General features: G+C 60.4%; 23 protein-coding genes. 6 read left to right on the forward strand and 17 right to left on the reverse strand.

What is annotated here, in order from left to right:
• Positions 1–132 precede the first annotated feature (132 nt).
• The 10 genes from BK665_RS04715 to ccoN (BK665_RS04760) all read right to left on the reverse strand — a co-directional run bounded on the left by BK665_RS04715 (position 133) and on the right by ccoN (BK665_RS04760) (position 7,875).
• Positions 133–543, reverse strand: a complete 411-nt coding sequence (locus tag BK665_RS04715; RefSeq protein ID WP_123403339.1) for a type II toxin-antitoxin system VapC family toxin — start codon at positions 541–543, stop codon at positions 133–135.
• Positions 543–797 (reverse strand): type II toxin-antitoxin system Phd/YefM family antitoxin, encoded by a 255-nt coding sequence (locus tag BK665_RS04720; RefSeq protein WP_185058284.1) that lies wholly within the window; start codon positions 795–797, stop codon positions 543–545. Before BK665_RS04720 ends, BK665_RS04715 begins: the two co-directional genes overlap by 1 nt.
• A gap of 178 nt (positions 798–975) precedes the next feature.
• Complete coding sequence (gene ccoP, locus BK665_RS04725) at positions 976–1,959, reverse strand: cytochrome-c oxidase, cbb3-type subunit III (RefSeq protein ID WP_123403343.1); 984 nt, start codon at positions 1,957–1,959, stop codon at positions 976–978.
• Complete coding sequence (locus BK665_RS04730) at positions 1,956–2,141, reverse strand: CcoQ/FixQ family Cbb3-type cytochrome c oxidase assembly chaperone (protein WP_003175465.1); 186 nt, start codon at positions 2,139–2,141, stop codon at positions 1,956–1,958. Before BK665_RS04730 ends, ccoP (BK665_RS04725) begins: the two co-directional genes overlap by 4 nt.
• Positions 2,142–2,145: 4 nt before the next feature.
• Complete coding sequence (gene ccoO, locus BK665_RS04735) at positions 2,146–2,754, reverse strand: cytochrome-c oxidase, cbb3-type subunit II (protein ID WP_054054085.1); 609 nt, start codon at positions 2,752–2,754, stop codon at positions 2,146–2,148.
• On the reverse strand, positions 2,754–4,196 hold the full coding sequence (gene ccoN / locus BK665_RS04740; RefSeq protein WP_123403345.1) for a cytochrome-c oxidase, cbb3-type subunit I: 1,443 nt from the start codon (positions 4,194–4,196) through the stop codon (positions 2,754–2,756). The genes ccoO (BK665_RS04735) and ccoN (BK665_RS04740) overlap by 1 nt, the downstream gene beginning before the upstream one ends.
• A 481-nt stretch (positions 4,197–4,677) precedes the next feature.
• Positions 4,678–5,631, reverse strand: a complete 954-nt coding sequence (ccoP, locus tag BK665_RS04745) for a cytochrome-c oxidase, cbb3-type subunit III (protein WP_123403347.1) — start codon at positions 5,629–5,631, stop codon at positions 4,678–4,680.
• Positions 5,628–5,828 carry a cbb3-type cytochrome oxidase subunit 3 gene (locus BK665_RS04750; protein WP_123403349.1) on the reverse strand — a complete coding sequence of 67 codons (201 nt, stop codon included), beginning with the start codon at positions 5,826–5,828 and terminating at the stop codon, positions 5,628–5,630. Before BK665_RS04750 ends, ccoP (BK665_RS04745) begins: the two co-directional genes overlap by 4 nt.
• 3 nt (positions 5,829–5,831) lie before the next feature.
• On the reverse strand, positions 5,832–6,440 hold the full coding sequence (gene ccoO / locus BK665_RS04755) for a cytochrome-c oxidase, cbb3-type subunit II (protein WP_123403351.1): 609 nt from the start codon (positions 6,438–6,440) through the stop codon (positions 5,832–5,834).
• Between the two features lie 10 nt (positions 6,441–6,450).
• On the reverse strand, positions 6,451–7,875 hold the full coding sequence (gene ccoN / locus BK665_RS04760) for a cytochrome-c oxidase, cbb3-type subunit I (protein WP_123403353.1): 1,425 nt from the start codon (positions 7,873–7,875) through the stop codon (positions 6,451–6,453).
• 96 nt (positions 7,876–7,971) lie between these two features.
• Between ccoN (BK665_RS04760) and BK665_RS04765 the strand changes: the two genes are divergently transcribed.
• On the forward strand, positions 7,972–8,649 hold the full coding sequence (locus BK665_RS04765) for an alpha/beta family hydrolase (protein ID WP_123403355.1): 678 nt from the start codon (positions 7,972–7,974) through the stop codon (positions 8,647–8,649).
• A 124-nt stretch (positions 8,650–8,773) separates the two neighbouring features.
• Here the strand turns inward: BK665_RS04765 and BK665_RS04770 are convergent, their stop codons facing one another.
• The 4 genes from BK665_RS04770 to acnA form a co-directional block, all read right to left on the reverse strand.
• Positions 8,774–9,226: a hypothetical protein gene (locus tag BK665_RS04770; protein ID WP_123403357.1), complete on the reverse strand. Its 453-nt coding sequence runs from the start codon at positions 9,224–9,226 to the stop codon at positions 8,774–8,776.
• A 213-nt stretch (positions 9,227–9,439) separates the two neighbouring features.
• On the reverse strand, positions 9,440–11,005 hold the full coding sequence (locus tag BK665_RS04775) for a methyl-accepting chemotaxis protein Aer (protein WP_123403359.1): 1,566 nt from the start codon (positions 11,003–11,005) through the stop codon (positions 9,440–9,442).
• A gap of 103 nt (positions 11,006–11,108) precedes the next feature.
• Positions 11,109–11,900 carry a CPBP family intramembrane glutamic endopeptidase gene (locus BK665_RS04780; protein ID WP_123403362.1) on the reverse strand — a complete coding sequence of 264 codons (792 nt, stop codon included), beginning with the start codon at positions 11,898–11,900 and terminating at the stop codon, positions 11,109–11,111.
• Positions 11,901–12,260: 360 nt separating this feature from the next.
• Positions 12,261–15,002, reverse strand: coding sequence for an aconitate hydratase AcnA (gene acnA, locus BK665_RS04790; protein ID WP_123403364.1), 2,742 nt, complete (start codon positions 15,000–15,002; stop codon positions 12,261–12,263).
• Positions 15,003–15,224: 222 nt separating this feature from the next.
• Here acnA and rlmM point away from each other — a divergent pair, with 222 nt between their 5' ends.
• Entirely contained in the window at positions 15,225–16,298 is a 1,074-nt protein-coding gene (rlmM, locus tag BK665_RS04795) for a 23S rRNA (cytidine(2498)-2'-O)-methyltransferase RlmM (protein WP_123403366.1), read from the forward strand.
• A gap of 196 nt (positions 16,299–16,494) precedes the next feature.
• Positions 16,495–16,746, forward strand: coding sequence for a sulfurtransferase TusA (tusA, locus tag BK665_RS04800; protein WP_123403368.1), 252 nt, complete (start codon positions 16,495–16,497; stop codon positions 16,744–16,746).
• Here the strand turns inward: tusA and BK665_RS04805 are convergent.
• A complete protein-coding gene (locus tag BK665_RS04805; protein WP_123403370.1) occupies positions 16,743–18,152 on the reverse strand; it encodes an MATE family efflux transporter in 1,410 nt (469 codons plus the stop codon). The two genes, tusA and BK665_RS04805, sit on opposite strands and share 4 nt — an antisense overlap.
• Before the next feature lie 167 nt (positions 18,153–18,319).
• On the opposite strand from BK665_RS04805, the gene pdxB reads away from it, so the two are divergent.
• A complete protein-coding gene (pdxB, locus tag BK665_RS04810) occupies positions 18,320–19,462 on the forward strand; it encodes a 4-phosphoerythronate dehydrogenase PdxB (RefSeq protein ID WP_123403372.1) in 1,143 nt (380 codons plus the stop codon).
• Positions 19,463–19,647: 185 nt separating this feature from the next.
• Here the strand turns inward: pdxB and BK665_RS04815 are convergent, their stop codons facing one another.
• A complete protein-coding gene (locus tag BK665_RS04815) occupies positions 19,648–19,827 on the reverse strand; it encodes a PA1571 family protein (protein ID WP_123403374.1) in 180 nt (59 codons plus the stop codon).
• Positions 19,828–20,084: 257 nt separating this feature from the next.
• On the opposite strand from BK665_RS04815, the gene BK665_RS04820 reads away from it, so the two are divergent.
• Entirely contained in the window at positions 20,085–21,893 is a 1,809-nt protein-coding gene (locus BK665_RS04820) for an ABC transporter transmembrane domain-containing protein (protein ID WP_185076427.1), read from the forward strand.
• A 98-nt stretch (positions 21,894–21,991) separates the two neighbouring features.
• Here the strand turns inward: BK665_RS04820 and BK665_RS04825 are convergent, their stop codons facing one another.
• Entirely contained in the window at positions 21,992–23,920 is a 1,929-nt protein-coding gene (locus tag BK665_RS04825) for a transglycosylase SLT domain-containing protein (RefSeq protein ID WP_123403378.1), read from the reverse strand.
• Between the two features lie 213 nt (positions 23,921–24,133).
• On the opposite strand from BK665_RS04825, the gene BK665_RS04830 reads away from it, so the two are divergent.
• Entirely contained in the window at positions 24,134–26,050 is a 1,917-nt protein-coding gene (locus BK665_RS04830; RefSeq protein WP_123403380.1) for an ATP-binding cassette domain-containing protein, read from the forward strand.
• Positions 26,051–26,104: the final 54 nt, after the last annotated feature.

A 26,104-nucleotide genomic window follows, 5' to 3' on the forward strand; every position in this document is an offset into this window, starting at 1 on the left:
AAAAGGCCCCGTCGGTTAGTCACTGGCGGGACCCTTCGTGGTGTTTCAAGCGTTTGCCTTACTGAGCATCCGCCGTCGGAGCCTTCTCGCCGTGAGACAGGCTTAGACGTAAGTGGCCATACTGCCGCGAATTCATTTATCCCAGGGATTGATCAAAGCAACACCGCTGGATTCAAAATCACCGATGTTTCGGGTGACCACGGTCAGGCCATGAACAAGTGCAGTCGCAGCGATCAACGCGTCGCTTTCGTTGACTTGATCCGGAACATGCAAGCCGGCACAGCGCAACGCCACGGCGGCATCGACAGGCAGGATTCTGGCATCAAAAGCCGGCATGACGTGGCGCTTCAACCAGGTGCGTAACACCTTCCCCTGAGCAGGATCACGACGTTCCATTCGAAGAACCCCGGTCTCCAGTTCCTTCAAGGTAATAGCCGAAATAAACAGGCGTGGTGCAATGATGCTTTTGGCCCAGGCGACAACGTTCGCATCCGCCTGGGGTTTACGCAGTTCAGAAATCACATTGGTGTCGAGTAAAAACATCAAGACAGGTCCACAGGTCGATGAGTGATCACGGCACGCTCGGTTTCGAAGTCAATGTCTGCCGCTTCTGGCATCACGAGGAGGTCGACGATGTTGGCGTTGCTGCCGGTCAGTTTTTGATACTCCTCAATACTTAGCAGTACGTGAGCCGGCCTGCCACGGTCGGTGATGATAACCGGGCCCTGACGTGTGGCTTTTTTGGCACTACTTGTGTCCTGGTTAAATTCACGACTGGAAATCGTGGTGATGGCCATCATGGCAGCCCCTCTTTAAAGTACTTTGTAGAAACGTTACTACTCGATGGTCCGTCTCGCAACCCAAGAGGGGGGAGAGCCGCGACCACTGGTCGCCATGATCACGAGTAGGCACAAACAAAACGGCCCCGCCAATTCACACTGGCGGGGCCGTTTTTTATTGCATCAAGCGTTTGCCTTACTGAGCATCCGCCGCCGGAGCCTTCTCACCGTGAGACAGGCTGTAGACGTAAGCGGCCAGCAGGTGAACCTTGTCGTTGCCTTGCAGCTGTTCTTGCGCAGGCATCTGGCCCTGACGGCCGTAACGGATGGTCTGCTGCAGTTGCGCGAAGCTCGAACCGTAGATGAACGCGGCCGGGTGGGTCAGGTTAGGCGCGCCCATGGCTGGGGTGCCTTTGCCTTCCGGACCGTGACATACGGCGCAGTTGGCGGCGAACAGTTTTTGCCCGGCAACCGGGTCGGCTTTGGTGCCTTCCGGCAGTTTGCGGCCATCGAGGTTGGTCAGCACATACGAGGCAACATCCGAAACGCCTTGCTCGCCGATCACTTCCGCCCATGCAGGCATGACGGCATGACGGCCGCCCATGATGGTGGTCTTGATGGTTTCCGGCTCGCCGCCCCAGCGCCAGTCGGCGTCGGTCAGGTTCGGGAAGCCATAAGCGCCCTTGGCGTCGGAACCGTGGCAGACCGAGCAGTTGGAGGCGAACAAACGGCCACCCATCTTCAGGGCTTGCGGGTCCTTGGCGACCTCTTCAATCGGCATGGAAGCGAATTTGGCGAAGATCGGGCCGAACTTGGCGTCCGACTTGGCCATTTCCTTTTCCCACTCGTGAACGCCGGTCCAGCCGGTCTGGCCGTTGGCGAACGCGGTCTGCTTGTCGTTATCGAGGTAGTTGTAACCCGGCAGCAGGCCTTTCCAGTTGCCCAGGCCCGGGTACAGCACCAGGTAGCCCAGGGCGAAGATGATGGTGCCCACGAACAGCATGAACCACCATTTCGGCAGTGGGTTGTCGTACTCCTCGATCCCGTCGAAGGAGTGGCCAACCGTCTCTTCGGTGGCTTCGCTGCGCTGGCCCTTGCGGGTGGACAGCAGCAGCCAGGTCAGGGCGAAGATCGTACCCAGGCTCAGGACTGTGACGTACAGACTCCAGAACGTAGTCATTCTTTGTTACTCCTAGAAGCTTGCTCGACGTGCTTGATGGCTTCGGGATCATCCGCGAAAGGCAGCAAGGTCGCGTCTTCAAACTCCGACTTGCGCTTGGGGCTGAACACCCACAACGCCAGACCGATAAAGGCCACCATCACGACAACGGTGCCCAGGCCACGAATCATCCCGATATCCATCAGATCACCGTTTGCTTTTGATGATGGTGCCCAGGCCTTGCAGATAGGCCACCAGCGCGTCCATTTCGGTCTTGCCCTTCACCGCATCCTTGGCACCGGCGATGTCTTCGTCGGTGTAAGGGACGCCGAGCGTGCGCAAGACTTCCAGTTTCTTGGCGGTGTCTTTGCCGTCGAGCTTGTTTTCCACGAGGAACGGGTAGGCCGGCATTTTCGACTCAGGCACGACGTTGCGCGGGTTGTACAAGTGCGCACGTTGCCAGTCATCGGAGTAACGACCGCCGACGCGGGCCAGGTCCGGGCCGGTACGCTTGGAACCCCACAGGAACGGGTGGTCCCAGACGCTTTCACCGGCGACCGAGTAGTGGCCGTAACGTTCGGTTTCAGCACGGAACGGGCGGATCATCTGCGAGTGGCAGCCGACACAACCGTTGGCGATGAACACGTCGCGTCCTTCGACTTCAAGCGCGGGGCGAGGCTTCATGCCTTCGACCGGCTTGTTGGTGACGTCCTGGAAAAACAGCGGAACGATCTGGGTCAGGCCGCCGATGCTGACGGCGATGACCATGAAGAAGGCCAGCAGGCCAATATTCTTCTCGACTGCTTCATGCTTCATCAGTGAGCTCCAACTACAGCAATCTGAGCGGCGGCTTCGGCTTCAGCCGGGTTCGAGGCACGTACGGTACGCCATACGTTGTAGGCCATGAACAGCATGCCGCTGGCAAAGAACGCACCGCCCAGGGCGCGAACGATGTAGCCAGGGTGGCTGGCTTGCAGCGCTTCGACGAACGAGTAGGTGAGGGTGCCGTCGTCGTTGATTGCACGCCACATCAGACCCTGGGTGATGCCGTTGACCCACATCGAGGCAATGTAGAGCACGGTGCCGATGGTCGCGAGCCAGAAGTGCGTGTTGATCAGGCCGATGCTGTGCATCTGCACGCGACCGAACAGTTTCGGGATCATGTGGTAGATCGCGCCGATCGAGATCATCGCCACCCAGCCGAGTGCGCCGGCGTGTACGTGGCCGATGGTCCAGTCGGTGTAGTGCGAGAGCGAGTTGACGGTCTTGATCGCCATCATCGGGCCTTCGAAGGTCGACATGCCGTAGAACGCCAGCGATACCACGAGGAAGCGCAGGATCGGGTCGGTGCGCAGCTTATGCCAGGCGCCCGAGAGGGTCATCATGCCGTTGATCATGCCGCCCCAGCTTGGCGCGAGCAGGATGATCGACATCGCCATGCCCAGGGACTGCGCCCAGTCCGGCAGTGCGGTGTAGTGCAAGTGGTGCGGACCGGCCCAGATGTACAGGGTGATCAGCGCCCAGAAGTGCACGATGGACAGGCGATAGGAGTAGATCGGACGTTCGGCCTGTTTCGGCACGAAGTAATACATCATCCCCAGGAAACCGGTGGTCAGGAAGAAGCCCACCGCGTTGTGGCCGTACCACCACTGGATCATCGCGTCTGTCGCACCGGAGTAGGCCGAGTAGGACTTGAACAGGCTGACCGGCAGCGACATGTGGTTGACGATGTGCAGCATCGCGGTCACGACGATGAACGCGCCGTAGAACCAGTTACCGACATAGATGTGCTTGGTCTTGCGCTTGACGATGGTGCCGAAGAACACCAGGCCGTAAACGACCCAGACGACAGCCAGCAGAATAGCCAGTGGCCATTCCAGTTCGGCGTATTCCTTGGTGGTGGTGTAACCCAGCGGCAAGGTAACGATGGCGCCGATGATCACCGCTTGCCAACCCCAGAAGTGGAAGGCCGCGAGGCTGTCGGAAATCAGTCGCGTTTGGCAGGTTCGCTGCACGACGTAATAAGAAGTGGCAAACAGTGCACAACCACCGAAGGCGAAAATCACCAGGTTGGTGTGCAACGGGCGTAAGCGTCCAAAAGTCGTCCACGGCAGACCGAAGTTCAATTCCGGCCATACAAGCTGTGAGGCGATGAAGACACCAAGCCCCATGCCAAGGATCCCCCAGACCACCGTCATGATGGCGAACTGGCGGACTACCTTATAGTTATAAGCAGTCGGACTGATTGCTGTGCTCATTCTAAGGTTCCACGGTTTGGGTGTTTTATTAGGATAAAAATCGGCCGCAAGTATGTAGAAAGCAGGGGGGCATTGCAACGCACCATGACCTGGGTCAATGCTTTCAGAAGCTGATTCTGCGGCCTTTCCATGCGCCGCGTAAGGACAAAATCAGCCCCGGACAAAATGTCGCAGCGGATGAAAAAGGCGAGGGGTTCAGGTCAGTTGTAACGGGGTATGTTCAAACGCAAGGTTCAGGTGACAGAAGGCAATTTGCACGACAGCCGGTATCTACCAGCCTTTGCGGCCTGTCATCGAGCAGATTCGTCGAACACATCGGCTAAGGTCGACCTGGAACCGGTACTTTGCCAGTCCGCATCGAGCAAGCGTAGACCCGAAACCGGGGAACCGAAAGGGAGAGTAATCGAGGGTGCGACAATGGGTCGCAAAGAAGCAGGGAACTGCCGCATCCGGGAGAATGCGGCAGCAGAGCGGTCAAGAATTATTCGCTTTTGCCTTCAGCCTGCAAGCGCTCGGTGCTGACACCGTGTGACAGGCTGAAAACATAGGCTGCAAGCAGTTGCACCTTATCGTTGCCGAGCAGTTCGTTCTGCGCCGGCATATGGCCCTGGCGGCCATGACGAATGGTTTGTTGCAGTTGCGCCAGGCTTGAACCGTAGATGAATCCGGCCGGGTGCGTCAGGTTCGGCGCGCCCATGGCTTCAGTGCCGTGGCCATTTGCCCCATGACAGGCTACGCAAGTGGTGCTGAACAATTGCTGTCCGGCTTGCACGTCGGCGTTGCTGTCGGCGGGCAGCGGCAGGCCGGCCAGTTCATGGCGTACATACGCGGCAACGTTTTTCACGCCCGCCTCGCCGAGGATTTCACCCCAGGCCGGCATCGCCGCCATGCGTCCGCCCATGATCGTGGTTTTGATCATGTCGGCATCACCGCCCCAGCGCCAATCACTGTCAGCCAGGTTGGGGAAGCCGAAGGCGCCCTTGGCGTCCGAGCCGTGGCACACCGCGCAATTGGAGGCAAACAGGCGACCGCCCATTTTCAGCGCTTGCGGATCCTTGGCTACTTCTTCCACCGGCATGGCGGCAAATTTGGCGAAGATCGGGCCGAACTTGGCATCTGCCTTGTCCATTTCCTTTTCCCACTCGTGGACGCCGGTCCAACCGTCCTCGTAGCCCGGCAGCACGCCTTTCCAGTTGCCCAGGCCTGGATACAGGACCAAGTAACCCACGGCAAACACCAGCGTGCCAGCGAACAACATGAACCACCACTGCGGCAGCGGGTTGTCGTACTCCTCGATGCCGTCGAAGCTGTGCCCCATGGTCTGGTCGACGCTGCCCTTGGTTTCGCCCTTGCGGGTGCCGATCAGCAGCCAGGTCAGGCCGATCAGGCTGCCGATGGTCAGTACGCAGATCCACGTACTCCAGAAGGTGGTCATGGCCGGGTACTCCTTGTTTCAGGTTCTTGGGTGGCGTCATCGGGTAGTGGTTCATCGGCGAACGGCAGCAAACGCGCTTCAGCGAATTCCGGGCTGCGCTTGCTGTTGAACACCCATAACGCGAGGCCGACGAAGGCCACAAACACCACGACCGTGCCCAGGCCGCGGATCATTCCACTGCTCATATCAAAGAACATGGCTCACCTCTTGCTCTTGATGGCAGTGCCGAGCACTTGCAGGTAGGCGACCAACGCATCCATTTCGGTCTTGCCCTTGAGCGAGGCGACGGCACCGGTGATGTCGTCGTCGCTGTACGGCACGCCGAGGGTGCGCATGGCCTTGATCTTGGTTTCGGTGTGGCTGCTGTCGAGCTGATTGGCCACCAGCCATGGGTAGCCGGGCATTTTCGATTCCGGCACCACGTTGCGCGGGTTGTACAAATGCGCGCGGTGCCAGTCTTCGGAGTAACGACCGCCGACTCGCGCCAGGTCCGGCCCGGTACGTTTCGAGCCCCACAGGAACGGGTGATCCCAGACGCTTTCACCGGCGACCGAGTAGTGGCCGTAGCGTTCGGTTTCGGCGCGGAACGGCCGGATCATCTGCGAGTGGCAACCGACGCAGCCTTCGCGGATGTAAATGTCGCGACCTTCCAGTTGCAGCGCGGTGTAAGGCTTCATGCCTTCCACCGGTTTATTGGTCACGTCCTGGAAGAACAGCGGGACGATCTGGGTCAGACCGCCGATGCTCACGGCCAGGATCATCAGCAATAGCAGTAGGCCGACGTTTTTCTCGATGGTTTCGTGTTTCATGGCGGACTCCTCAGGCCATCTGCGCGGCAGCGGCGGCTTCGGCAGGCTGCGAGGCCCGCACGGTGCGCCAGGTGTTGTAGGCCATCAGCAACATGCCGCTGAAGAAGATCGCACCGCCCACCAACCGCACGACGAAGCCTGGGTGGCTGGCCACCAGGGTTTCGACGAAGGAGTAGGTCAGCGTGCCGTCTTCGTTGACAGCGCGCCACATGAGGCCCTGGGCAATGCCGTTGACCCACATCGAAGCGATGTAGAGCACGGTGCCGATGGTCGCGAGCCAGAAGTGCGCGTTAATCAGGCCGATGCTGTGCATCTGTGGGCGACCGAAAATTTTCGGGATCATGTGGTACAGAGCGCCGATGGAAATCATCGCCACCCAGCCGAGCGCGCCGGCGTGAACATGGCCGATGGTCCAGTCGGTGTAGTGGGAGAGGGCGTTCACGGTCTTGATCGCCATCATCGGCCCTTCAAAGGTCGACATGCCGTAGAAGGCGAGGGAGACCACGAGGAAGCGCAGGATCGGATCGCTGCGCAACTTATGCCAGGCCCCCGAGAGCGTCATCATCCCGTTGATCATCCCGCCCCAACTGGGCGCGAGCAGGATCAGCGACATCACCATGCCCAGTGACTGCGCCCAATCCGGCAATGCGGTGTAGTGCAAGTGGTGCGGACCGGCCCAGATGTACAGGGTGATCAGCGCCCAGAAGTGCACGATCGACAAACGATACGAGTACACCGGACGTTCGGCCTGTTTCGGCACGAAGTAGTACATCATTCCGAGGAAACCGGCGGTGAGGAAAAAGCCTACGGCGTTGTGGCCGTACCACCACTGCACCATGGCGTCAGTGGCGCCGCCGTACAGCGAGTAGGACTTGGTCCAACTGACCGGGATTTCCAGGTTGTTGACGATGTGCAGGATCGCCACGGTGACGATGAACGCGCCGAAAAACCAGTTACCGACATAGATGTGCTTGGTCTTGCGCTTGGCCAGCGTGCCGAAGAACACGATGGCGTAGGCGACCCAGACGATGGTGATCAGGATGTCGATCGGCCATTCCAGCTCGGCGTATTCCTTGGAACTGGTGTAGCCCAGCGGCAGGCTGACGGCCGCCAGGACGATCACCAATTGCCAGCCCCAGAAGCAGAACTGGGCGATTCTTGGTGCAAACAGTTGGGTCTGACAGGTGCGTTGCACCGAATAGAACGAACTGGCGAACAGGGCGCAACCGCCGAAGGCGAAGATCACCGCGTTGGTGTGCAACGGGCGCAGGCGTCCGAAACTGGTCCACGGCAAATTGAAGTTGAGTTCGGGCCAGACCAATTGAGCCGCGAGAAAAACCCCGAGCCCCATGCCGACGATGCCCCACACCACCGTCATAATGGCGAATTGGCGGACCACCTTGTAGTTGTAGGCGGTACTGATAGAAGTGTTCATGGTTCCCCATCCACGGTTCAGCCGAAGTGAATGCGCGCGCACGAGGCAAGCGCTTCCTTCGCCTGGAGTTATAGGCAGACTAAAAGCGAGGCAAGCATGGACAAAGAGCACAAGGCCAGTATTGACGGGGATCAATGGGGGCGGTGCGTGGCGGAAAATGGCTGGCTGTGGAATGCGGCGTCGAAGCCGTCATCGGCCACGCTGATCCTCGCCCACGGTGCCGGCGCGCCGATGGACAGCGGCTGGATGAGCGACATGGCTGCACGCCTTGCCGCACTGGGCGTCAACGTGTTGCGCTTCGAGTTTCCGTACATGGCGCAACGTCGCGCTGACGGCGGTAAACGCCCACCCAACCCGGCACCGAAACTGCTGGAATGCTGGCGTGAGGTGTATGCCCAGGTGCGACGCCATGTCACTGGGCGTTTGGCCATTGGTGGCAAATCCATGGGCGGGCGGATGGCCAGTTTGCTGGCGGATGAATTGGGCGCGGATGCGCTGGTGTGCCTGGGCTATCCGTTTTACGCAGTGGGCAAACCGGAGAAACCGCGGGTCGAGCATTTGGCCGTGCTCAAGACCCGGACCTTGATTGTCCAGGGTGAGCGGGATGCGTTGGGCAATCGGGAAGCGGTCGAGGCTTATGCGTTGTCGCCGAGTATCGAGGTGTTCTGGCTCGTGGCCGGGGATCATGATCTGAAGCCGTTGAAGGCTTCCGGGTTTACCCATGAGCAGCATTTGGCGGCTGCGGCGCAGAAGGTGGCTTCGTTTCTTCAGTGATGTGTGCGGTGTCAGTGAGGGCCTCTTCGCGAGCAAGCCCGCTCCCACCTTTGGAATGCATTCCCCTGTGGGAGCGGGCTTGCTCGCGAAAGCGGTCTGCCAGGTAAAAACTGGAGCGCAATGGCTATTCGATTTTCAATTGAAACGCGCCTTCCGGCGTCAGGCCAACAGACTTGAAGTTGGCGTTAAAGTCGCCTCGCACGGTTCTTTTGATCGGGTCGAGCCGGATCGTCAGTTCGGCATAGTCGGCGTCGATCACCTCGATGACGCTGACCCCGTCAGGGCCAGGCAGCGAGTAGGTGTGGGTAACGCGCAGTCCTTGCCCATCCCCGAGCTGGTAAGTGCGTTCCAGCACATCGTCACCCAGGTCAGGCACATTGAAATCCAGGCTGAAGTAATTGTCTTGATCAGGGGAACCTGTAAGTCCGCCGAAAACCCAGCGACCCTGTTCAGACAGCATTCGGCAGAAAAAGCTGTGCTGCGCGTGGATTCGATTACCGCCCAGACTCCAGCCGAAGGTGTTCCCCTCTATCTGAATACTGTTCTGTTTCGGGATGACAATCTTTCGTGGGGTCATTGCAAAATCCTTTTCCTCGCAGGGGTATAAATCAACTGCCGAGCCGTGTGTTGGCGAGCAATTGATAGGGCCTCTGTTCAGAAACGTCTACTGTCAAACTTGACAGCTAGACGCCTTGTCAAAAACATGCTTGGTGCTTGTCGGCGATCAATCTCATGGGCCAAAAAAAGCCCGGAAGCCTTAGCTGTCCGGGTTTTTGTCTTCCAGCAACAATCAGCGGTTAAACCGCTCCACCAACGAATACTGGGTATTTGCAGTTTTGGTCAGCTCTTCACTCAACAACGCCGAGTGTTGCGCCTGTTCCGAGGTCTGGTCCGCCAGTTGCGAGATGTTGCTGATGTTACGGCTGATTTCCTCGGCCACCGAGCTTTGCTCTTCGGTCGCGGCTGCAATCTGCGTGGTCATGTCGGTGATGTGCGCCACCGCTTCGCTGATGCCGATCAGTGCCTGGTCCGCTTCCAGTACCCGCGCTACGCCTTCTTCGGCCTGGCGATGCCCGGCGTCCATGGTTTGCACGGCGGTGTTGGCGGTCTGTTGCAGTTTGGCGATCAGGGCATGGATCTGCCCGGTGGATTCGCTGGTGCGTTGCGCCAGTTGCCGTACTTCATCGGCAACAACCGCGAAACCACGGCCCATTTCACCGGCGCGAGCCGCTTCGATGGCGGCGTTGAGCGCCAGCAGGTTGGTCTGGTCGGCGATGCCTTTGATCACATCGACCACGCCACCGATTTCGTCGCTGTCCTTGGCCAGTTGAGTCACGGTCTGGCCGGTTTCACCGACCACCACCGACAGGCGCTGGATCGCTTCGCGGGTTTCCCCGGCGATGTCACGACCGCGACCGGTCAGGCGATTGGCTTCCTGGGTGGCGTCAGCGGTGCGTTGCACGTGGCTGGCGACTTCCTGGGTGGTGGCGGCCATCTGATTGACGGCGGTGGCCACTTGCTCGGTTTCGACGCGCTGGCGTTCCAGGCCACTGGAGCTTTTGTGCGCCAGGGTGTCGGACTGCTTGGCTTGTTCGGTCAGGTGCTCGGCGGTGTCCTGCAGACGGGTCAGGCAGGTTTTCAGGCGTGCTTCCTGGCTGAGGATCGACATCTCCAAACGCGCCTGGGCGCCACGGCTGTCGGTGTACATCTGCGCGATCAGCGGATCGGAAGTGGTTTGCCCGGCCAGTACCAGCAGGCGTTTGAGGCCGCGCTGTTGCCAGCTCAAACCCATCAGGCCCAGCGGCACCGATAGACCGGCAGCCAAGGCAAACCCCCAGTGGGAGTTGAGCGAGGCACCGATCATGAAGCTGACCTGGCTGATCAGAATGAACGGCACCCAGTCCTGCAGGACCGGCAGCCATTTATCGGTCGAAGGAATCGCCGACTTGCCCTGGTTGATGCGTTGGTAGAGCGCTTCGGCACGGCGGATCTGTTCGGCGGTGGGTTTGATCCGCACCGACTCGTAACCGACCACCTGATTGCCTTCGAAAACCGGTGTGACATAGGCGTTAACCCAGTAGTGATCACCGGTCTTGCAGCGATTCTTGACAATGCCCATCCATGGCAAGCCTTGTTTCAAAGTCCCCCACATATGCGCGAAAACCGCCGCCGGCACGTCAGGGTGACGGACCAGGTTGTGCGGCGCACGGATCAGCTCTTCACGGGAAAACCCACTGATTTCGACAAAGGCGTCGTTGCAGTAAGTGATCACGCCTTTGGCGTCGGTCGTGGAAATCAACCGTTGCTGAGCCGGGAAGGTCCGTTCGCGTTGTGTAATGGGTTGGTTGTTACGCATGGCTTTTTCAATCCGTGAGGCTTTGAGAGGTTGTCGGCGTGGTCAGGGAATTGTTGAAAATATTTTTCAATAATCAGCAGCGCGTCGCAAAACGACCGTTGCGTCAGCCGGCGAGCATCGGGTAGGTGAATAGACCGAAATGCAGCAGGTTCAAGCCGAAATGGGTAGCGATGGCCGCACCCAACCCGCCAAATCGGTAGGCCAGACCATAGCCGACACCGGCCAGGCTCGCCAGTAACACCCATTGCCAGCCTGCGCCCAGATGCGCCAGGCCGAACAACAGCGAGGCGAGCAGCAAGGCGAGGTTTTCACCGTAGGGCAGGTGTTTGAAGCGTCGGCTCAGACCGCCCTGGATATAGCCGCGAAACAGCGCTTCTTCGACCAGGGTGACCAGCAGCAGGTTGTTCAACACCCAGAGCCAGGCTTGGTCGGGCCATTTCGGTGCCCAACTGATCATGCCGAGCAATAGCGCGCCACCAAGGGCGAGTACGACGCTCAGGGTCAGCGCCAGCGCGGTGGCGTAAATCGACAGCCGCAGCGAGCGCCGGCCGACAATCCATGGGCAAACCAGTAACAACCAGAAACCAATCAGCGGTTTGTCCTGGTTCAAATACATGGAAAACGGCACGGCATCATCGGTGAAACGCTGCGGGTCGATGCCGCGACCGTTGTAGAAACCAGGCAGCCAATGCATCGCCAGCGCCAGGGCGAGGACGATGAACAGACCATGGCCGATGTAGCGGCCGGCCTGGATCTTTTGCTGGCGCACGGCGAAACCGGCGAACAGCAGCAGCGCAATGGAGATCGCCGCGAGCCAGCCAAGTTGGCCGTAGATCAGCGCGATTGCATAGCCGATGGAGAGGAGTGCCAGGTAGAGCCATGGCAGAGCGAGCATGGGAAGTCCTTGTACCAATAAATGTGCAATGTGACGCAGTACCCTGTGGGAGCGGGCTTGCTCGCGAAAGGGCCAGTACATCCAACATCAATGTCGCCTGCTACACCGCTTTCGCGAGCAAGCCCGCTCCCACAGTTGATTGGTGGTGTTTTGGGGATTTGTGTTCGACACATAACCCCTTGTGGGAGTGAGCCTGCTCGCGAAAGGGCCAGTACATCCAACATCAATGTCGCCTGACACTCCGCTTTCGCGAGCAGGCTCGCTCCCACAATGGATCGGCGGTGTGCAGGGTATTTTTGTTCGGTGCAGGACACAAACAAAAACACCGCCCGAAGGCGGTGTCTGTGTCAGCAGCGGTGCTTATGAGGCAATCAACTGGCGCAACACGTAATGCAGAATCCCCCCGGCCTTGAAGTATTCCACTTCGTTAAGCGTATCGATCCGGCACAACACCTCGACCTTCTCGCTGGTCCCGTCCTCGCGGGTGATGACCAGTGTCAGGTTCATGCGTGGGGTCACCTCGACGCCGGTCAGCCCGAGAATGTCCACGGTCTCCTTGCCCGTCAGGTTCAGGCTCTTGCGGTTCTGATCCAGTTTGAACTGCAGCGGCAGTACGCCCATGCCCACCAGGTTGGAGCGGTGAATCCGCTCGAAGCTCTCGGCGATCACCGCTTTGACCCCTAGCAGATTCGTGCCCTTGGCCGCCCAATCGCGGCTCGACCCGGTGCCGTATTCTTGCCCGGCGATCACCACCAGTGGCGTGCCCGACGCTTGATAACGCATCGCCGCATCGTAGATCGGCAACCGTTCACCGGTGGGAATGTAGATCGTGTTGCCACCTTCTTCGCCACCGAGCATTTCATTACGAATGCGGATGTTGGCGAAGGTGCCGCGCATCATCACTTCGTGGTTGCCGCGACGGGAGCCATAGGAGTTGAAGTCCCGTGGCTCGACGCCTTTCTCGCGCAAGTAACGCCCGGCCGGGCTGTCGGCCTTGATATTGCCGGCGGGGGAGATGTGGTCGGTGGTCACCGAATCGCCGAGCAGCGCCAGCACGTTGGCTTTCTTCACGTCCTGGATCACCGGCAACGGCCCGCCGATGTCATCGAAGAATGGCGGATGCTGGATGTAGGTCGAATCTTCCTGCCACACATACGTTGCGGCTTGCGGCACTTCAATCGCCTGCCACTGCTCATCACCGGCAAACACTTCGGCGTATTCCTTGTGGAACATCGCGGTGTTGACCTGATTCACCGCGTCGGCGATCTCCTTGGTGCTCGGCCAGATATCCCGCAGATACACCGGGTTGCCGTCCTTGTCATCGCCCAAGGGTTCGCTGCTGATATCGATGCGCACCGTACCCGCCAACGCATAAGCGACCACCAAGGGCGGGGAGGCCAGCCAGTTGGTTTTCACCAGCGGATGCACCCGGCCTTCGAAGTTGCGGTTGCCGGACAGCACCGAGGCCACGGCCAGGTCGGCTTTCTGAATCGCTTTCTCGATCGGCTCCGGCAACGGCCCGGAGTTGCCGATGCAGGTGGTGCAGCCATAACCGACCAGGGCAAAACCCAATTCATCGAGGTACTGCGTCAGCCCGGCCGCCTTGTAATAGTCGGTAACCACTTTCGAACCCGGCGCCAGCGAACTCTTGACCCACGGTTTGCGCTTCAGGCCTTTCTCGACCGCTTTCTTCGCCACCAACCCGGCCGCCATCATCACGCTCGGGTTGGAGGTGTTGGTGCAGGACGTAATCGCCGCAATCACCACTGCGCCGTTTTTCAGGCGATAGGTGTGGCCTTCAGACTCGTAGTCCGCTTCGCCAACCATGTCGGCGTTGCCCACCGCGACGCCACCGCCGCCCTCACTTTCCAGGCGACCTTCTTCCTTGCTGGTGGGTTTGATTTGCAGGCCGAGAAAATCGCTGAAGGCCTGGGCGACATTTGGCAGCGAAACACGATCCTGCGGACGTTTCGGCCCGGCGAGGCTGGCTTCGACGCTGGCCATGTCCAGTTCCAGGCTGTCGGTGAAAATCGGTTCCTTGCCCGGCAGGCGCCACAAGCCCTGGGCCTTGGTGTAGGCCTCGACCAATTTGACCACTTCGGCGGGGCGGCCGGACAGGCGCAGGTAGTCCAGCGTCACGTCGTCCACCGGGAAGAAACCGCAGGTGGCGCCGTATTCCGGGGCCATGTTGGCGATGGTCGCGCGATCGGCCAACGGCAGGTCGGCGAGGCCGTCACCGTAGAACTCGACGAATTTGCCGACCACGCCTTTCTTGCGCAGCATTTGCGTGACGGTCAGCACCAGGTCGGTGGCGGTGATGCCCTCCTTGAGCTTGCCAGTGAGTTTGAAACCGATCACTTCCGGAATCAGCATCGACACCGGTTGGCCGAGCATCGCCGCTTCCGCTTCGATCCCGCCCACGCCCCAGCCGAGCACGCCGAGGCCGTTGATCATGGTGGTGTGGGAGTCGGTGCCGACCAATGTGTCGGGGAAGGCGTAAGTGCGGCCGTCCTCGTCCTTGGTCCAGACCGTGCGTCCGAGGTATTCCAGGTTTACCTGGTGACAAATACCGGTGCCCGGCGGCACCACGCTGAAGTTGTCGAAGGCACTTTGGCCCCAGCGCAGGAACGCGTAACGCTCACCGTTGCGTTGCATTTCGATGTCAACGTTCTGTTCGAAGGCGCTGGAACTGGCGAATTTGTCGACCATTACCGAGTGGTCGATCACTAGGTCCACGGGAGATAGCGGATTGATTCGCTGCGGATCGCCGCCAGCCTTGGCCATGGCGGCGCGCATGGCGGCCAGGTCGACCACGGCGGGCACGCCAGTGAAATCTTGCATCAGGACGCGGGCCGGGCGGTACTGGATTTCGCGATCGGAGCGGCGTTCCTTGAGCCACGCGGCAATTGCCTTGAGGTCGGCGCCGGTGACGGTTTTTTCGTCCTCCCAGCGCAGCAGGTTTTCCAGCAACACTTTCAACGACATCGGCAGCTTGTCGAGATCACCGAGGCTCTTGGCAGCGTCGGGCAGACTGAAATAGTGGTAGGTCTTGTCGTCGATTTGCAGGGTTTTAAGGGTTTTCAGGCTATCGAGGGACGGCATTTGAAATAACTCCTTTGGGTCCGCACGGCTACGGACTGACGGGACAAGCAGAGCCTTTAACCTAGCCCTGTTCATTCGTTAAAGCTAATAACTGGACTCTATGGGCGAGTCCAAGGTTCCGAACTCGGCTATCATGCGCCGGTTTTCGTGACAGGCTTTGCTTCAACGCAAGCCTGGGCATCGCGCAGTGGCTGAATTCTCGCCATCTGCCCAGGAGTAAGAATGAACACCCTCTTTATGCATTGCCGGCCGGGCTTCGAAGGCGAAGTCTGTTCCGAGATTGCCGAACACGCCGCACGGCTGAACGTGGCCGGTTATGCCAAGGCCAAGACCGCCAGCGCCTGCGCCGAATTCATCTGCACCGAAGAAGACGGTGCCGAGCGCCTGATGCGTGGCCAGCGTTTCGCCGAATTGATCTTCCCGCGCCAATGGGCCCGGGGGATTTTCATCGACCTGCCGGAAACCGACCGCATCAGCGTGATCCTTGCGCACATCGTCGACTTCCCGGTATGCGGCAGCCTGTGGCTGGAAATGGTCGACACCAACGATGGCAAGGAGCTGTCGAACTTCTGCAAGAAGTTCGAAGGTCACTTGCGCAAGGCGCTGATGGCCGCCGGCAGACTGGTGGAAGATGCGAGCAAACCGCGCCTGTTGCTGACCTTCAAAAGCGGTCGTGAAGTGTTCGTCGGCCTGGCCGAGTCGAACAACTCGGCGATGTGGCCGATGGGGATCCCGCGCCTGAAGTTCCCGCGGGACGCGCCAAGCCGTTCGACTTTGAAGCTGGAAGAGGCCTGGCACCACTTTATCCCCCGGGATCAGTGGGACGAGCGTCTGCACAGCGACATGACTGGCGTCGACCTCGGCGCCGCGCCGGGCGGCTGGACCTGGCAACTGGTCAATCGCGGCATGCTGGTGACTGCCATCGACAACGGCCCGATGGCCGAAAGCCTGATGGACACCGGTCTGGTACAACACTTGATGGCCGACGGCTTCACCTTCAAACCCCGTCAACCGGTGGACTGGATGGTGTGCGACATCGTAGAGAAACCGGCGCGCAACGCCGCGATGCTCGAAGAGTGGATTGGCGAAGGCCATTGCCGCGAAGCGGTGGTCAACCTCAAGCTGCCGATGAAACAGCGTTACGCGGAAGTGAAGCGCCTGCTCGAACGCATCGCCGAGGGCTTCAAGGAGCGCGGGATCAAGGTCGAGATCGGCTGTAAGCAGCTGTACCACGACCGCGAAGAAGTGACCTGCCACTTGCGCCGGATCGACGTGAAGAAACCCAAGTCCCGCTAAGCCACACCGCCTACCCCGTATGTGCGGGGCGCTACACAGCCCTGTAGGAGCGAGGCTTGCCCGCGAAGCTTTTAGCGTCTTCAAGGACGCCTTCGCGGGCAAGCCTCGCTCCTACAGGGGCGGGGGCGGTGTTATGAGACAGATGACCGAACACCCGGCAATGCGCAACAATGCCGGCCAGTTTCAGGAGTGAATCATGAGTGAAATGATTGATACGCCGGTTGACGGCACCCTCGACGCCACCGGCCTCAACTGCCCGGAGCCGGTGATGATGCTGCACCAGCACATCCGTGATCTGGCGCCCGGCGGCCTGCTCAAGGTGATCGCCACCGATCCGTCGACCCGGCGCGATATCCCCAAGTTCTGCGTGTTCCTCGACCATGAACTGGTCGGCCAGCATGAAGAGGCCGGCACCTACCTCTACTGGATCCGCAAGAAACTCGCTTAACCCGTCGACTTGCTGAGGCGGATCCGCTTGCGTGCACTGCGCGCCAGGCGGATCGACAGCATCAGCGCCGCGCAACTCAAGCCCACGATCAAACCCTGCCACAGCCCGCTCGGGCCGCTTGGCGCGCCCAGCCAGTCGGTCAGGCCCAGGGCGTAGCCCACTGGCAAACCAATCCCCCAGTAGGCGAACAACGTCAGGATCATCGTCACCCGGGTGTCCTGATAGCCGCGCAACGCACCCGCCGCTGTGACCTGGATTGCATCGGAAAACTGAAACAGCGCCGAATACACGATCAGCATTGCCGCGACATGAATCACCGTCGGATCAGTCGTGTAGATCGTGGCAATGTGTTCGCGCAGCAACAGCATCATGCTCGCCGACAGGCAGGCATAGGCCAACGCGCTGCCCATGCCGACACCGGCGGCGAAGCGCGCTTCCCGTGGTTCGTTGCGACCGAGTGCCTGGCCGACGCGCACGGTCACAGCCATGCCCAACGAGTAAGGAATCATGAACACCAGGGAGCTGACGTTCAGCGCAATCTGGTGACCGGCCACGACCGTCGCGCCCAGGCTGCCGATCAGCAGGGCGATCACCGCGAAGATGCTCGATTCGGCAAACACCGCGATGCCGATCGGCAGGCCGATGCCCAGCAAGCGTTTGATCACCGACCATTGTGGCCAGTCGAAACGGCTGAACAGCTCGCTTTTCTGGTAGGCCGGCGCCCAGCGCGTATAGGCCACCATGCCGAGGGCCATGAACCACATGACAATCCCCGTCGCCCAGCCACAGCCGGCGCCGCCCATGGCGGGCACACCCAAGTGACCATAAATGAACACGTAGTTGAGCGGGATGTTCAGCGCCAGTGCGCACAGGCCGAGGATCATCGCCGGGCGCGTGCGGCCCATGCCGTCGCTGAAACAGCGCAACACATGGTAGAACGCCACCGCTGGCAAACCGGCGGCAATGCCGTGCAGGTATTGCATGCACGGGCCGATCAGTTCCGGATCGACTTTCATCAGGTGCAGGATCGGTTCGGCGGCGACGAGCATGGCCGTCGCCATCAAGCCCACCACCAGCGCCAGCCACAGGGCCTGCCGCACGATCGGGCCGATCTCGCTGTGGGTGCCGGCGCCGAAGCGCTGGGCGACTTTCGGTGTGGTCGCCAGCAGCGTGCCGGTCATCAACAAAAACACCGGGACCCAGATCGAGTTGCCCAGCGCCACGGCGGCCAGGTCTCGCGGCCCGACCCGGCCGGCCATCACCGCATCGACGAAGCCCATGGCGGTGGTCGCCAGTTGCGCGATCATGATCGGCAGCGCCAGGGCGAACAGGTTCTTCAGCTCCAGGCGAACCCGGGCGGGGCGGGTGAGGGCGGTTGCAGTGGGGCGGTCAGTCACGGAATTCAAGGGCGAAGCGTCCAGGGTATTTGATGCGCAAGGGCGGCGCATTCTACCCGCTGACGCGCCAGTCAGGAAAAGAGCTGTGTTAGGGATTTGTAATCCTCTCTCACCTGCAAGCTAGGCGTGGCGTGTCATCTACAACTACACTGCCGATCCGCCAAAGGAGCCTCGCCATGCTGATTGTTGCCGACGAAAATATCCCGCTGCTCGATGCCTTCTTCGAAGGTTTCGGTGAAATCCGCCGGGTGCCGGGGCGTTCCATCGACCGTGCGACGGTTGAACAGGCCGATGTATTGCTGGTGCGTTCGGTGACCAACGTCAACCGCGCATTGCTCGAAGGCAGCAATGTGAAGTTTGTCGGCACTTGCACCATCGGCACCGATCACCTGGACCTGGATTACTTCCAACAGGCCGGCATCACCTGGTCCAGCGCACCCGGCTGCAATGCCCGGGGCGTGGTCGACTACGTGCTCGGCAGCCTGCTGACCCTGGCCGAAATCGAAGGCGCCGACCTGACTAAACGCACCTACGGCGTAGTCGGTGCCGGCGAAGTGGGCGGGCGACTGGTCAAAGTCCTGCAAGGCCTGGGCTGGAACGTGCTGGTCTGCGATCCGCCCCGGCAAGCGGCGCAGGGCGGCGATTTCGTCAGCCTTGAGCAGATCATCGAACAGTGCGACGTCATCAGCCTGCACACGCCGTTAAAGAAGCACGGCGCGCAATCGACCTGGCATCTGTTCGATAAAACCCGATTGAATCAACTCAAGCCCGGCACCTGGCTGATCAACGCCAGTCGCGGTCCGGTGGTGGATAACGCCGCTTTGCGCCAAGTGTTGTTGCAGCGTGAAGACTTGCAAGCGGTGCTGGACGTGTGGGAAGGCGAGCCGGAAGTCGACGTGGCGCTGGCTGACCTGTGCGTGCTGGCGACCCCGCACATCGCCGGTTACAGCCTCGACGGCAAGCAGCGCGGCACGGCGCAGATCTATCAGGCGTATTGCGACTTCCTCGGTCAACCGGCCCAGGTCAGCCTCAGCGATTTGCTGCCAGCGCCGTGGTTGTCGCAGGTGACCCTCAATGCTGAAAGCGATCCGGCCTGGGCGTTGGCGATGTTGTGCCGTGGCGTGTACGACCCGCGCCGCGACGATGCGGATTTCCGCCGCAGCCTGGTCGGCACGGTGAGCGAACAGCGGGTGGCGTTTGATGGGCTACGGAAAAATTACCCGTCGCGCCGGGAGATTGATGGGTTGCAGGTGAGAATTGAAGGGGAATCGGCAGAGTTGCAAAAGATAGTGGCGGCCCTTGGCGCGGTGGCGGTCTAGGGATCGAGTCGGCCCCTTCGCGAGCAAGCCCGCTCCCACAGGGATTTTGGGTAAACTCAATTATGTGTTCGACCGACATCCCTGTGGGAGCGGGCTTGCTCGCGAATAGCCGCACCACTATTCCCTGACGAACACCCACAAAAAACCCGGCCAACCAGGGCCGGGTCAAGAAGACGGTGGCTATATCACTCTTGTTCGGCAGGCTTGACCAATCGCTTCTCCAGTTCGCGGCAAGCGTCCTGGATCATGCCTTCAGTGATCGGTACTTCGCGCCCGTCTGCATCGATAATCGAGCAACCCAGAGACTGGTCTGGCTGTGTGCGGATCACTTGAATCTTGTCTTCGCTGCTGTTTTGCAAGGACATGGCCTGTCTCCTCATCAGGTTGTGTGCTTACTGTAAAACCGCCAAGTGACCGGGCTGTGACAACTCCCTACGGTCTCTCGAGGTCGGCAATATCAGTCCACCAGAAATAGTGCATCGTTGCCACCCGGACTTTAGACCAATAGCGTCTAGGCACTAGTCGCGGCGGTCATAATTAACCTGACTCATTGTGATTTACAGAGTTCCACCCCATTGAGAGTGTAGGCAGGCCCTATCAATCGCTACTGTCGCGAACCTGGATGAACCCGATGCTCACTTCCCGTCACCGTCGCGCCTTGCGCCTGACCCTTCATTTTCTTGCGCCGTATCGCTGGCCGGCCATTGGCGCCTTACTCGCGTTGATCGTCACGGCGGGCATCACGTTGTCCATGGGCCAGGGCATTCGCCTGTTGGTGGACCAGGGTTTCATGACCCAATCGCCGCATTTGCTCAACCAGTCCATCGGCTTGTTCATGGTCCTGGTGGTCGGGCTGGCCATCGGCACGTTTGCGCGTTTTTATCTGGTGTCGTGGATTGGCGAGCGGGTGGTCGCGGACATTCGCCGCCAGGTGTTCAACCATCTGGTTTACCTGCACCCAGGTTTTTATGAAGACAACCGCAGCTCCGAAATCCAGTCGCGGCTGACTGCCGACACCACGCTGCTGCAATCGGTGATCGGCTCGTCGCTGTCGCTGTTTTTGCGCAACTTGCTGATGGTGATCGGCGGGATCGTGTTGCTGTTTATCACCAACCCCAAGCTCACCAGCATCGTGGTGATTGCCTTGCCGCTGGTGGTCGCGCCGATCCTGATCTTCGGGCGGCGGGTCAGGAGCCTGTCCCGCGAAAGCCAGGACCGGATCGCCGATGTCGGCAGCTACGTCTCCGAAACCCTCGGCCAGATCAAGACCGTGCAGGCCTATAACCATCAGGTCCAGGACGAAAAACGCTTTGCCATCACCGTGGAACAAGCCTTCGACACCGCGCGTAAACGCATCCTCCAGCGGTCGTGGTTGATCACGCTGGTGATCGTGCTGGTGCTGGGGGCGGTTGGGGTCATGCTCTGGGTCGGTGGCATGGACGTGATCGCCGGGCGGATTTCCGGTGGCGAACTGGCGGCGTTTGTGTTCTACAGCCTGATCGTCGGCAGTGCCTTCGGCACTTTGAGCGAAGTCATTGGCGAGTTGCAGCGGGCGGCTGGCGCGGCGGAGCGGATTGCCGAACTGCTGCGCTCGGAAAACATCATCCAGCCGCCGACCAGTGGGCTGGTGGCGTTGCCCGAGCGGGTGAAAGGGAACCTGGAGTTGCAGGATGTGCGTTTTTCCTACCCGTCGCGTCCTGAAAGCTACGCGGTCAATGGCCTGAATCTGACGATCAACGCGGGCGAAACCCTGGCGCTGGTCGGCCCCTCCGGCGCGGGCAAGTCCACCGTGTATGACCTGCTGCTGCGCTTCTACGACCCCGCCGAAGGACGCATCCTCCTCGACGGCGTGCCGCTGACCCAACTCGATCCACTGGACCTGCGCCGCTGCTTCGCCCTGGTCTCGCAAAACCCGGCGCTGTTCTTCGGCAGCATTGAAGAGAACATCCGCTACGGCAACCCGGGCGCGACCCTGGCCCAGGTCCAGGAAGCGGCAAAAATCGCCTACGCCCACGACTTCATCGAACAAATGCCAAACGGCTACCAGACCCACCTCGGCGACGGCGGCCTCGGCCTGTCTGGCGGCCAGCGCCAACGCCTGGCCATCGCCCGGGCGCTGCTGGTGGACGCCCCCATCCTGTTGCTGGACGAAGCCACCAGCGCCCTCGATGCCCAAAGCGAACACCTGATCCAGCAAGCCCTGCCCAGCCTGATGAAAAACCGCACCACCCTGGTCATCGCCCACCGCTTGGCCACCGTAAAAAACGCCGACCGGATCGCGGTGATGGACCAAGGGAAACTGGTGGCGGTGGGCACGCATCAGGAGCTGGTGGCGAGCAATGCGTTGTATGCGCGGTTGGCGGCGTTGCAGTTTAGTGATGGTCGAGATACTCAGACCGACCCAGTAACCGACCCAGTAGCGACCAAGTAACCGACTAAGTAACCGACCAAGTAGAGCGTCACAAAAAATGCCCGCATCAATCGATGCGGGCATTTTTGTTTACGGTTCAGCGCAAGATCAATAGACCATCACTGATCATCGAAATACCGCTCATGCCAATCCACCAGCGGTTGCGGCGAGTTCAGCTTCTGGCCGTAGATCACTGAGTACGACAGTACGTTTTGCACGTATTGGCGGGTTTCGTCGAACGGGATGCTTTCCACCCACACGTCGAAGCTCAGGTGATCCGCGCCGCGCAGCCATTGGCGCACGCGGCCGGGGCCGGCGTTGTAGGCGGCGGAGGCGAGGACGCGGTTGCCGTTGAACTGGCTGTGGACCTGGCTCAGGTAAGCGGCGCCGAGCTGGATGTTTTTGTCCGGATCGAGCACTTGCTGGGGCGAGGCCAGGGGGATGCTGAACTTGCGCGCGGTTTCCTTGGCGGTGCCGGGCATCAGTTGCATCAGACCGCTGGCGCCGACGCCGGAGCGGGCGTCGTCCATGAACGCGCTTTCCTGGCGCGTGATAGCGAACACCCAGCTCGAATGCAGGCCACGGACCTTGGCTTCACGCACCAGAGTGTCGCGGTGGGCCATCGGGAAGCGAATGTCCAGGTCGTCCCAGTACTGCGCCTGACTGATGGTGCGGATCGCCGGGAAGTACCATTTCAGGTCGTAGGCCAGTTTTGCCTGGGCAACCATTTCGTCGCGGCTGAAGTGGCGGCTGACGTAATACCATTCGCGACGGCCATCGACCACCTGGCCACGGGCGTGCAGCTCCAGGGCGCGACGGATACCGGGGGTGTTGCGCACTTTATTGATGGTGGCCTGGCTGAGGACCAGTGGTTTGTTGAGCAGCGAGTAAGGCAGTTGCGAACGGTCGGCGGCAAGGAAACCGTAGAAGTCACGCTCGCGGGCTAGGCCCTTGTACAGCGTTTGCGCTTCCGGGTTCTGCGGCTGCGCCAGTTCCAGGCTGCGTGCCTGCCAGTAGCGCCAGCGATTGGTGGTGGCCAGGTCCTGGGGCAAGCGGCGGGTCAACTGATAGGCGTCGTCCCAGCGCGCCAGGCGCAGCAGCAGGCGCAGGCGCCATTCGGACACGGTGTTGTCCCGCAGCTCCGGGTCGTACTTGGTCATCACATCGAGTGCGCGGGGATCATAGCGCCGGGCAAGAGTCAGGCCGATTTCCCGGGCGATCGCCACTTTTTCATCCCGGGAGAAGTGCATGCTGCTGGCATAACCGTCGAGCAGGTCCATGGCCTTGTCCGGATCCTGCTTGGCCAGGCGGCGCAAGCCAAGGCTGACGATGTCGGACATCGGCTCGTCGGCCGGGACAAATCGTGAAGGCTGGTTGAGCAACTCGGGTTTCTGCGCCACATCAATCAACAGGCGACCGCGTGGGGCGAGGGTGCTCAGGCCATTGACCAGGCTGTTGGCCAGCGGATAGTTGCGTGCCTGTGCCGCGAGTTTGGTGCGTTCCCAGCGTTTCTGTTCGGTCAGTTGACCGTCGGCGGCCCAGGCGCCGAACAGACCATCGCAGGCCTCGGGTTGGGATTTGCCGGTCAGCCAGAGTTTGTCGGCGTTGGCGTAACCCTGGGCCTTGAGGTTATGGCCGATCTCGTACTGCGCGTTCAGGCAGTCCAGTTCGGTGAAGTTGAGCTTGGGGTCGTAATACTTGACGAAGGTCGCCCAGTCCCCGCGATCGGCCAGCCAGCGCAACCAGCGTAATTTCATCCAGTTGGCCTGGGGCAGATCACCGTGTTCGGCGAGGAATTTCTCGATTTCGGCGTTGCTCGCGGTTTTAAGGCGCGCGGTCAGTTCGTCGTAGGCGAGGTACGGTTCCAGCGGGTAATCACTGAGGGCCTGGCTGTAACGGAAATAAGGCTCGGAATCGCCTTTGGCCAAGGCACGCTTGGCTTCATCGTAATACTGGCGTTGGGTGGACAGATCCACCGCCTGGACTGATTGGGCGGCAGTGGCAGAAAGAAGCAAACACGAAAAAAGACTGAAAAGGCGACTGCGCATGAGACATCCGGGCAGAAAAATCATGACAAGTGCTGGCGATGCCCACACTGAATAATCTGTAGCTTAGCCTTTTGCCAGCGACGGGCGAAAGCTTTGCCGGCCTGTCAGTGCAAGATCGCAACAATTGTCATGCAGAGTGCTACACAGGTGAAATTGCCGGCCTTCTGAAGCCTCAAGTCAGGTAGAATGCGCGCCCGGTTTTTGGAGAAGCTCATGACCCTGCTCAAATTCAGCGATGTGTCCCTTGCTTTCGGCTCTACGCCGTTGTTGGACAAGGTGTCCTGGCAGATCGCCCGTGGTGAGCGGGTGTGCATCATCGGCCGCAACGGCACTGGCAAGTCCAGCATGATGAAGCTCGTCAAGGGCGACCAGAAGCCCGATGACGGCTCCGTTTGGCGTGCACCCGGCCTCAAGATTGGCGAATTGCCGCAAGAATTGCCGGTAGCCGACGAGCGGACCGTGTTCGACGTCGTCGCCGAAGGCCTGGACGGTGTGGGCGAGCTGCTTGCGCAGTATCACCACCTGAGCCAGAACATCGTCACCGACGCCGACCTGGACAAACTGATGCACGTCCAGCACGACCTCGAAGCCCGCGACGGCTGGCGTTTGCAGCAATTGGTCGACAGCACCTTGAGCCGTCTGCAATTGCCGGCCGACAAGACCCTCGCCGAATTGTCCGGCGGCTGGCGTCGCCGCGTCCTGCTGGCCCAGGCCCTGGTTTCCGAACCGGACTTGCTGCTGCTCGACGAACCGACTAACCACCTGGACATCGGTGCGATTGCCTGGCTCGAAGAAGCGCTGAAGGATTTCCAGGGCGCCGTGCTGTTCATCACGCACGACCGTTCTTTCCTGCAGAACCTCGCGACCCGCATCCTCGAACTGGATCGCGGCGGCTTGATCGACTGGAACGGCGACTACGCCAGTTTCCTGGTGCACAAAGAAGCCTCCCTGGCTGCTGAAGACACCGCCAACGCGTTGTTCGACAAGAAACTGGCCCAGGAAGAAGTCTGGATCCGCCAGGGCATCAAGGCACGCCGCACCCGTAACGAAGGCCGCGTCCGTGCCCTCAAAGCCCTGCGTAACGAGCGTAGCGAACGTCGTGAGCGCACCGGCAAGGCCAACATCCAACTGGATACAGCCGACAAGTCCGGCAAGCAGGTGATGGTCCTCGAGAACGTGAGTTTCGCTCACCCGGGCGGCCCGTTCCTGATCAAGGATTTCTCGATGGTCCTGCAGCGCGGCGACCGTATCGGTCTGCTGGGCGCCAACGGCACCGGCAAGACTACTTTGCTGAAACTGATGCTCAACGGCTTGCAGCCCACCAGCGGCACTGTGGAAGAGGGGACGCGCATCGACGTGGCCTACTTCGACCAGTTGCGCCATCAACTGGACCTGGAAAAGACCGTGATCGACAACGTGGCCGAAGGTCGCGACTTCATCGATATCGATGGTCAGAGCCGTCACGTGCTGAGCTACCTCGGCGACTTCCTGTTCAGCCCGCAGCGTGCCCGCACGCCGGTCAAGGCGCTGTCCGGTGGTGAGCGTGCCCGCTTGCTGTTGGCCAAACTGTTCAGCAAACCGGCGAACCTGCTGGTCCTCGACGAACCGACCAACGACCTCGACGTTGAAACCCTCGAACTGCTGGAAGAGGTCCTGCTGACTTTCAACGGCACCGTGCTGATGGTCAGTCACGACCGGGCATTCCTCGACAACGTGGTTACCAGCACCCTGGTCTTCGAAGGTGAAGGCAAGGTTCGCGAGTACGTCGGTGGTTACCAGGACTGGCTGCGTCAGGGCGGCTCGCCGCGCCTGCTGGGCGTGACCGAGAGCAAGTCCGGCAAGGCCGACCTGACCTCCGCCGTCGTGACCGCCGAAGCGGCGCCTGTTGCTGCAGTGGAAGCGCCGGTGGCGAAGAAAAAGCTCAGCTACAAGCATCAGCGTGAGCTGGAAATGCTGCCGGGCCAGATCGAAGCCATGGAACAACAGATTGCCGCCGTTGAAGCGCAGATGGCGGATGTCGCTTTCTACCAGCGCCCGGCCGCCGAGACCGCAGCGGTGATTGCTCAGCTTGAGCAATTGCAGGCTGAACTCGAGGTGATGGTCGAGCGTTGGGCCGAGCTGGATGCCTGATTGATCCTGCTGCCATAAAAAAGCCCGGCGTTCAGAAATGAACGCCGGGCTTTT

It is taken from the genome of Pseudomonas frederiksbergensis (assembly GCF_003732665.1).
GTDB classification, from domain to species: domain Bacteria; phylum Pseudomonadota; class Gammaproteobacteria; order Pseudomonadales; family Pseudomonadaceae; genus Aquipseudomonas; species Aquipseudomonas frederiksbergensis_G.

What these genes read in the sequence shown, in the direction of transcription:
- BK665_RS04715 (WP_123403339.1), bottom strand. Translation starts at nt 543, where the DNA reads ATGTTTTTACTCGACACCAATGTGATTTCTGAACTGCGTAAACCCCAG.
- BK665_RS04720 (WP_185058284.1), bottom strand. Translation starts at nt 797, where the DNA reads ATGGCCATCACCACGATTTCCAGTCGTGAATTTAACCAGGACACAAGT.
- ccoP (WP_123403343.1), bottom strand. Translation starts at nt 1,959, where the DNA reads ATGACTACGTTCTGGAGTCTGTACGTCACAGTCCTGAGCCTGGGTACG.
- BK665_RS04730 (WP_003175465.1), bottom strand. Translation starts at nt 2,141, where the DNA reads ATGGATATCGGGATGATTCGTGGCCTGGGCACCGTTGTCGTGATGGTG.
- ccoO (WP_054054085.1), bottom strand. Translation starts at nt 2,754, where the DNA reads ATGAAGCATGAAGCAGTCGAGAAGAATATTGGCCTGCTGGCCTTCTTC.
- ccoN (WP_123403345.1), bottom strand. Translation starts at nt 4,196, where the DNA reads ATGAGCACAGCAATCAGTCCGACTGCTTATAACTATAAGGTAGTCCGC.
- ccoP (WP_123403347.1), bottom strand. Translation starts at nt 5,631, where the DNA reads ATGACCACCTTCTGGAGTACGTGGATCTGCGTACTGACCATCGGCAGC.
- BK665_RS04750 (WP_123403349.1), bottom strand. Translation starts at nt 5,828, where the DNA reads ATGTTCTTTGATATGAGCAGTGGAATGATCCGCGGCCTGGGCACGGTC.
- ccoO (WP_123403351.1), bottom strand. Translation starts at nt 6,440, where the DNA reads ATGAAACACGAAACCATCGAGAAAAACGTCGGCCTACTGCTATTGCTG.
- ccoN (WP_123403353.1), bottom strand. Translation starts at nt 7,875, where the DNA reads ATGAACACTTCTATCAGTACCGCCTACAACTACAAGGTGGTCCGCCAA.
- BK665_RS04765 (WP_123403355.1), top strand. Translation starts at nt 7,972, where the DNA reads ATGGACAAAGAGCACAAGGCCAGTATTGACGGGGATCAATGGGGGCGG.
- BK665_RS04770 (WP_123403357.1), bottom strand. Translation starts at nt 9,226, where the DNA reads ATGACCCCACGAAAGATTGTCATCCCGAAACAGAACAGTATTCAGATA.
- BK665_RS04775 (WP_123403359.1), bottom strand. Translation starts at nt 11,005, where the DNA reads ATGCGTAACAACCAACCCATTACACAACGCGAACGGACCTTCCCGGCT.
- BK665_RS04780 (WP_123403362.1), bottom strand. Translation starts at nt 11,900, where the DNA reads ATGCTCGCTCTGCCATGGCTCTACCTGGCACTCCTCTCCATCGGCTAT.
- acnA (WP_123403364.1), bottom strand. Translation starts at nt 15,002, where the DNA reads ATGCCGTCCCTCGATAGCCTGAAAACCCTTAAAACCCTGCAAATCGAC.
- rlmM (WP_123403366.1), top strand. Translation starts at nt 15,225, where the DNA reads ATGAACACCCTCTTTATGCATTGCCGGCCGGGCTTCGAAGGCGAAGTC.
- tusA (WP_123403368.1), top strand. Translation starts at nt 16,495, where the DNA reads ATGAGTGAAATGATTGATACGCCGGTTGACGGCACCCTCGACGCCACC.
- pdxB (WP_123403372.1), top strand. Translation starts at nt 18,320, where the DNA reads ATGCTGATTGTTGCCGACGAAAATATCCCGCTGCTCGATGCCTTCTTC.
- BK665_RS04815 (WP_123403374.1), bottom strand. Translation starts at nt 19,827, where the DNA reads ATGTCCTTGCAAAACAGCAGCGAAGACAAGATTCAAGTGATCCGCACA.
- BK665_RS04820 (WP_185076427.1), top strand. Translation starts at nt 20,085, where the DNA reads ATGAACCCGATGCTCACTTCCCGTCACCGTCGCGCCTTGCGCCTGACC.
- BK665_RS04825 (WP_123403378.1), bottom strand. Translation starts at nt 23,920, where the DNA reads ATGCGCAGTCGCCTTTTCAGTCTTTTTTCGTGTTTGCTTCTTTCTGCC.
- BK665_RS04830 (WP_123403380.1), top strand. Translation starts at nt 24,134, where the DNA reads ATGACCCTGCTCAAATTCAGCGATGTGTCCCTTGCTTTCGGCTCTACG.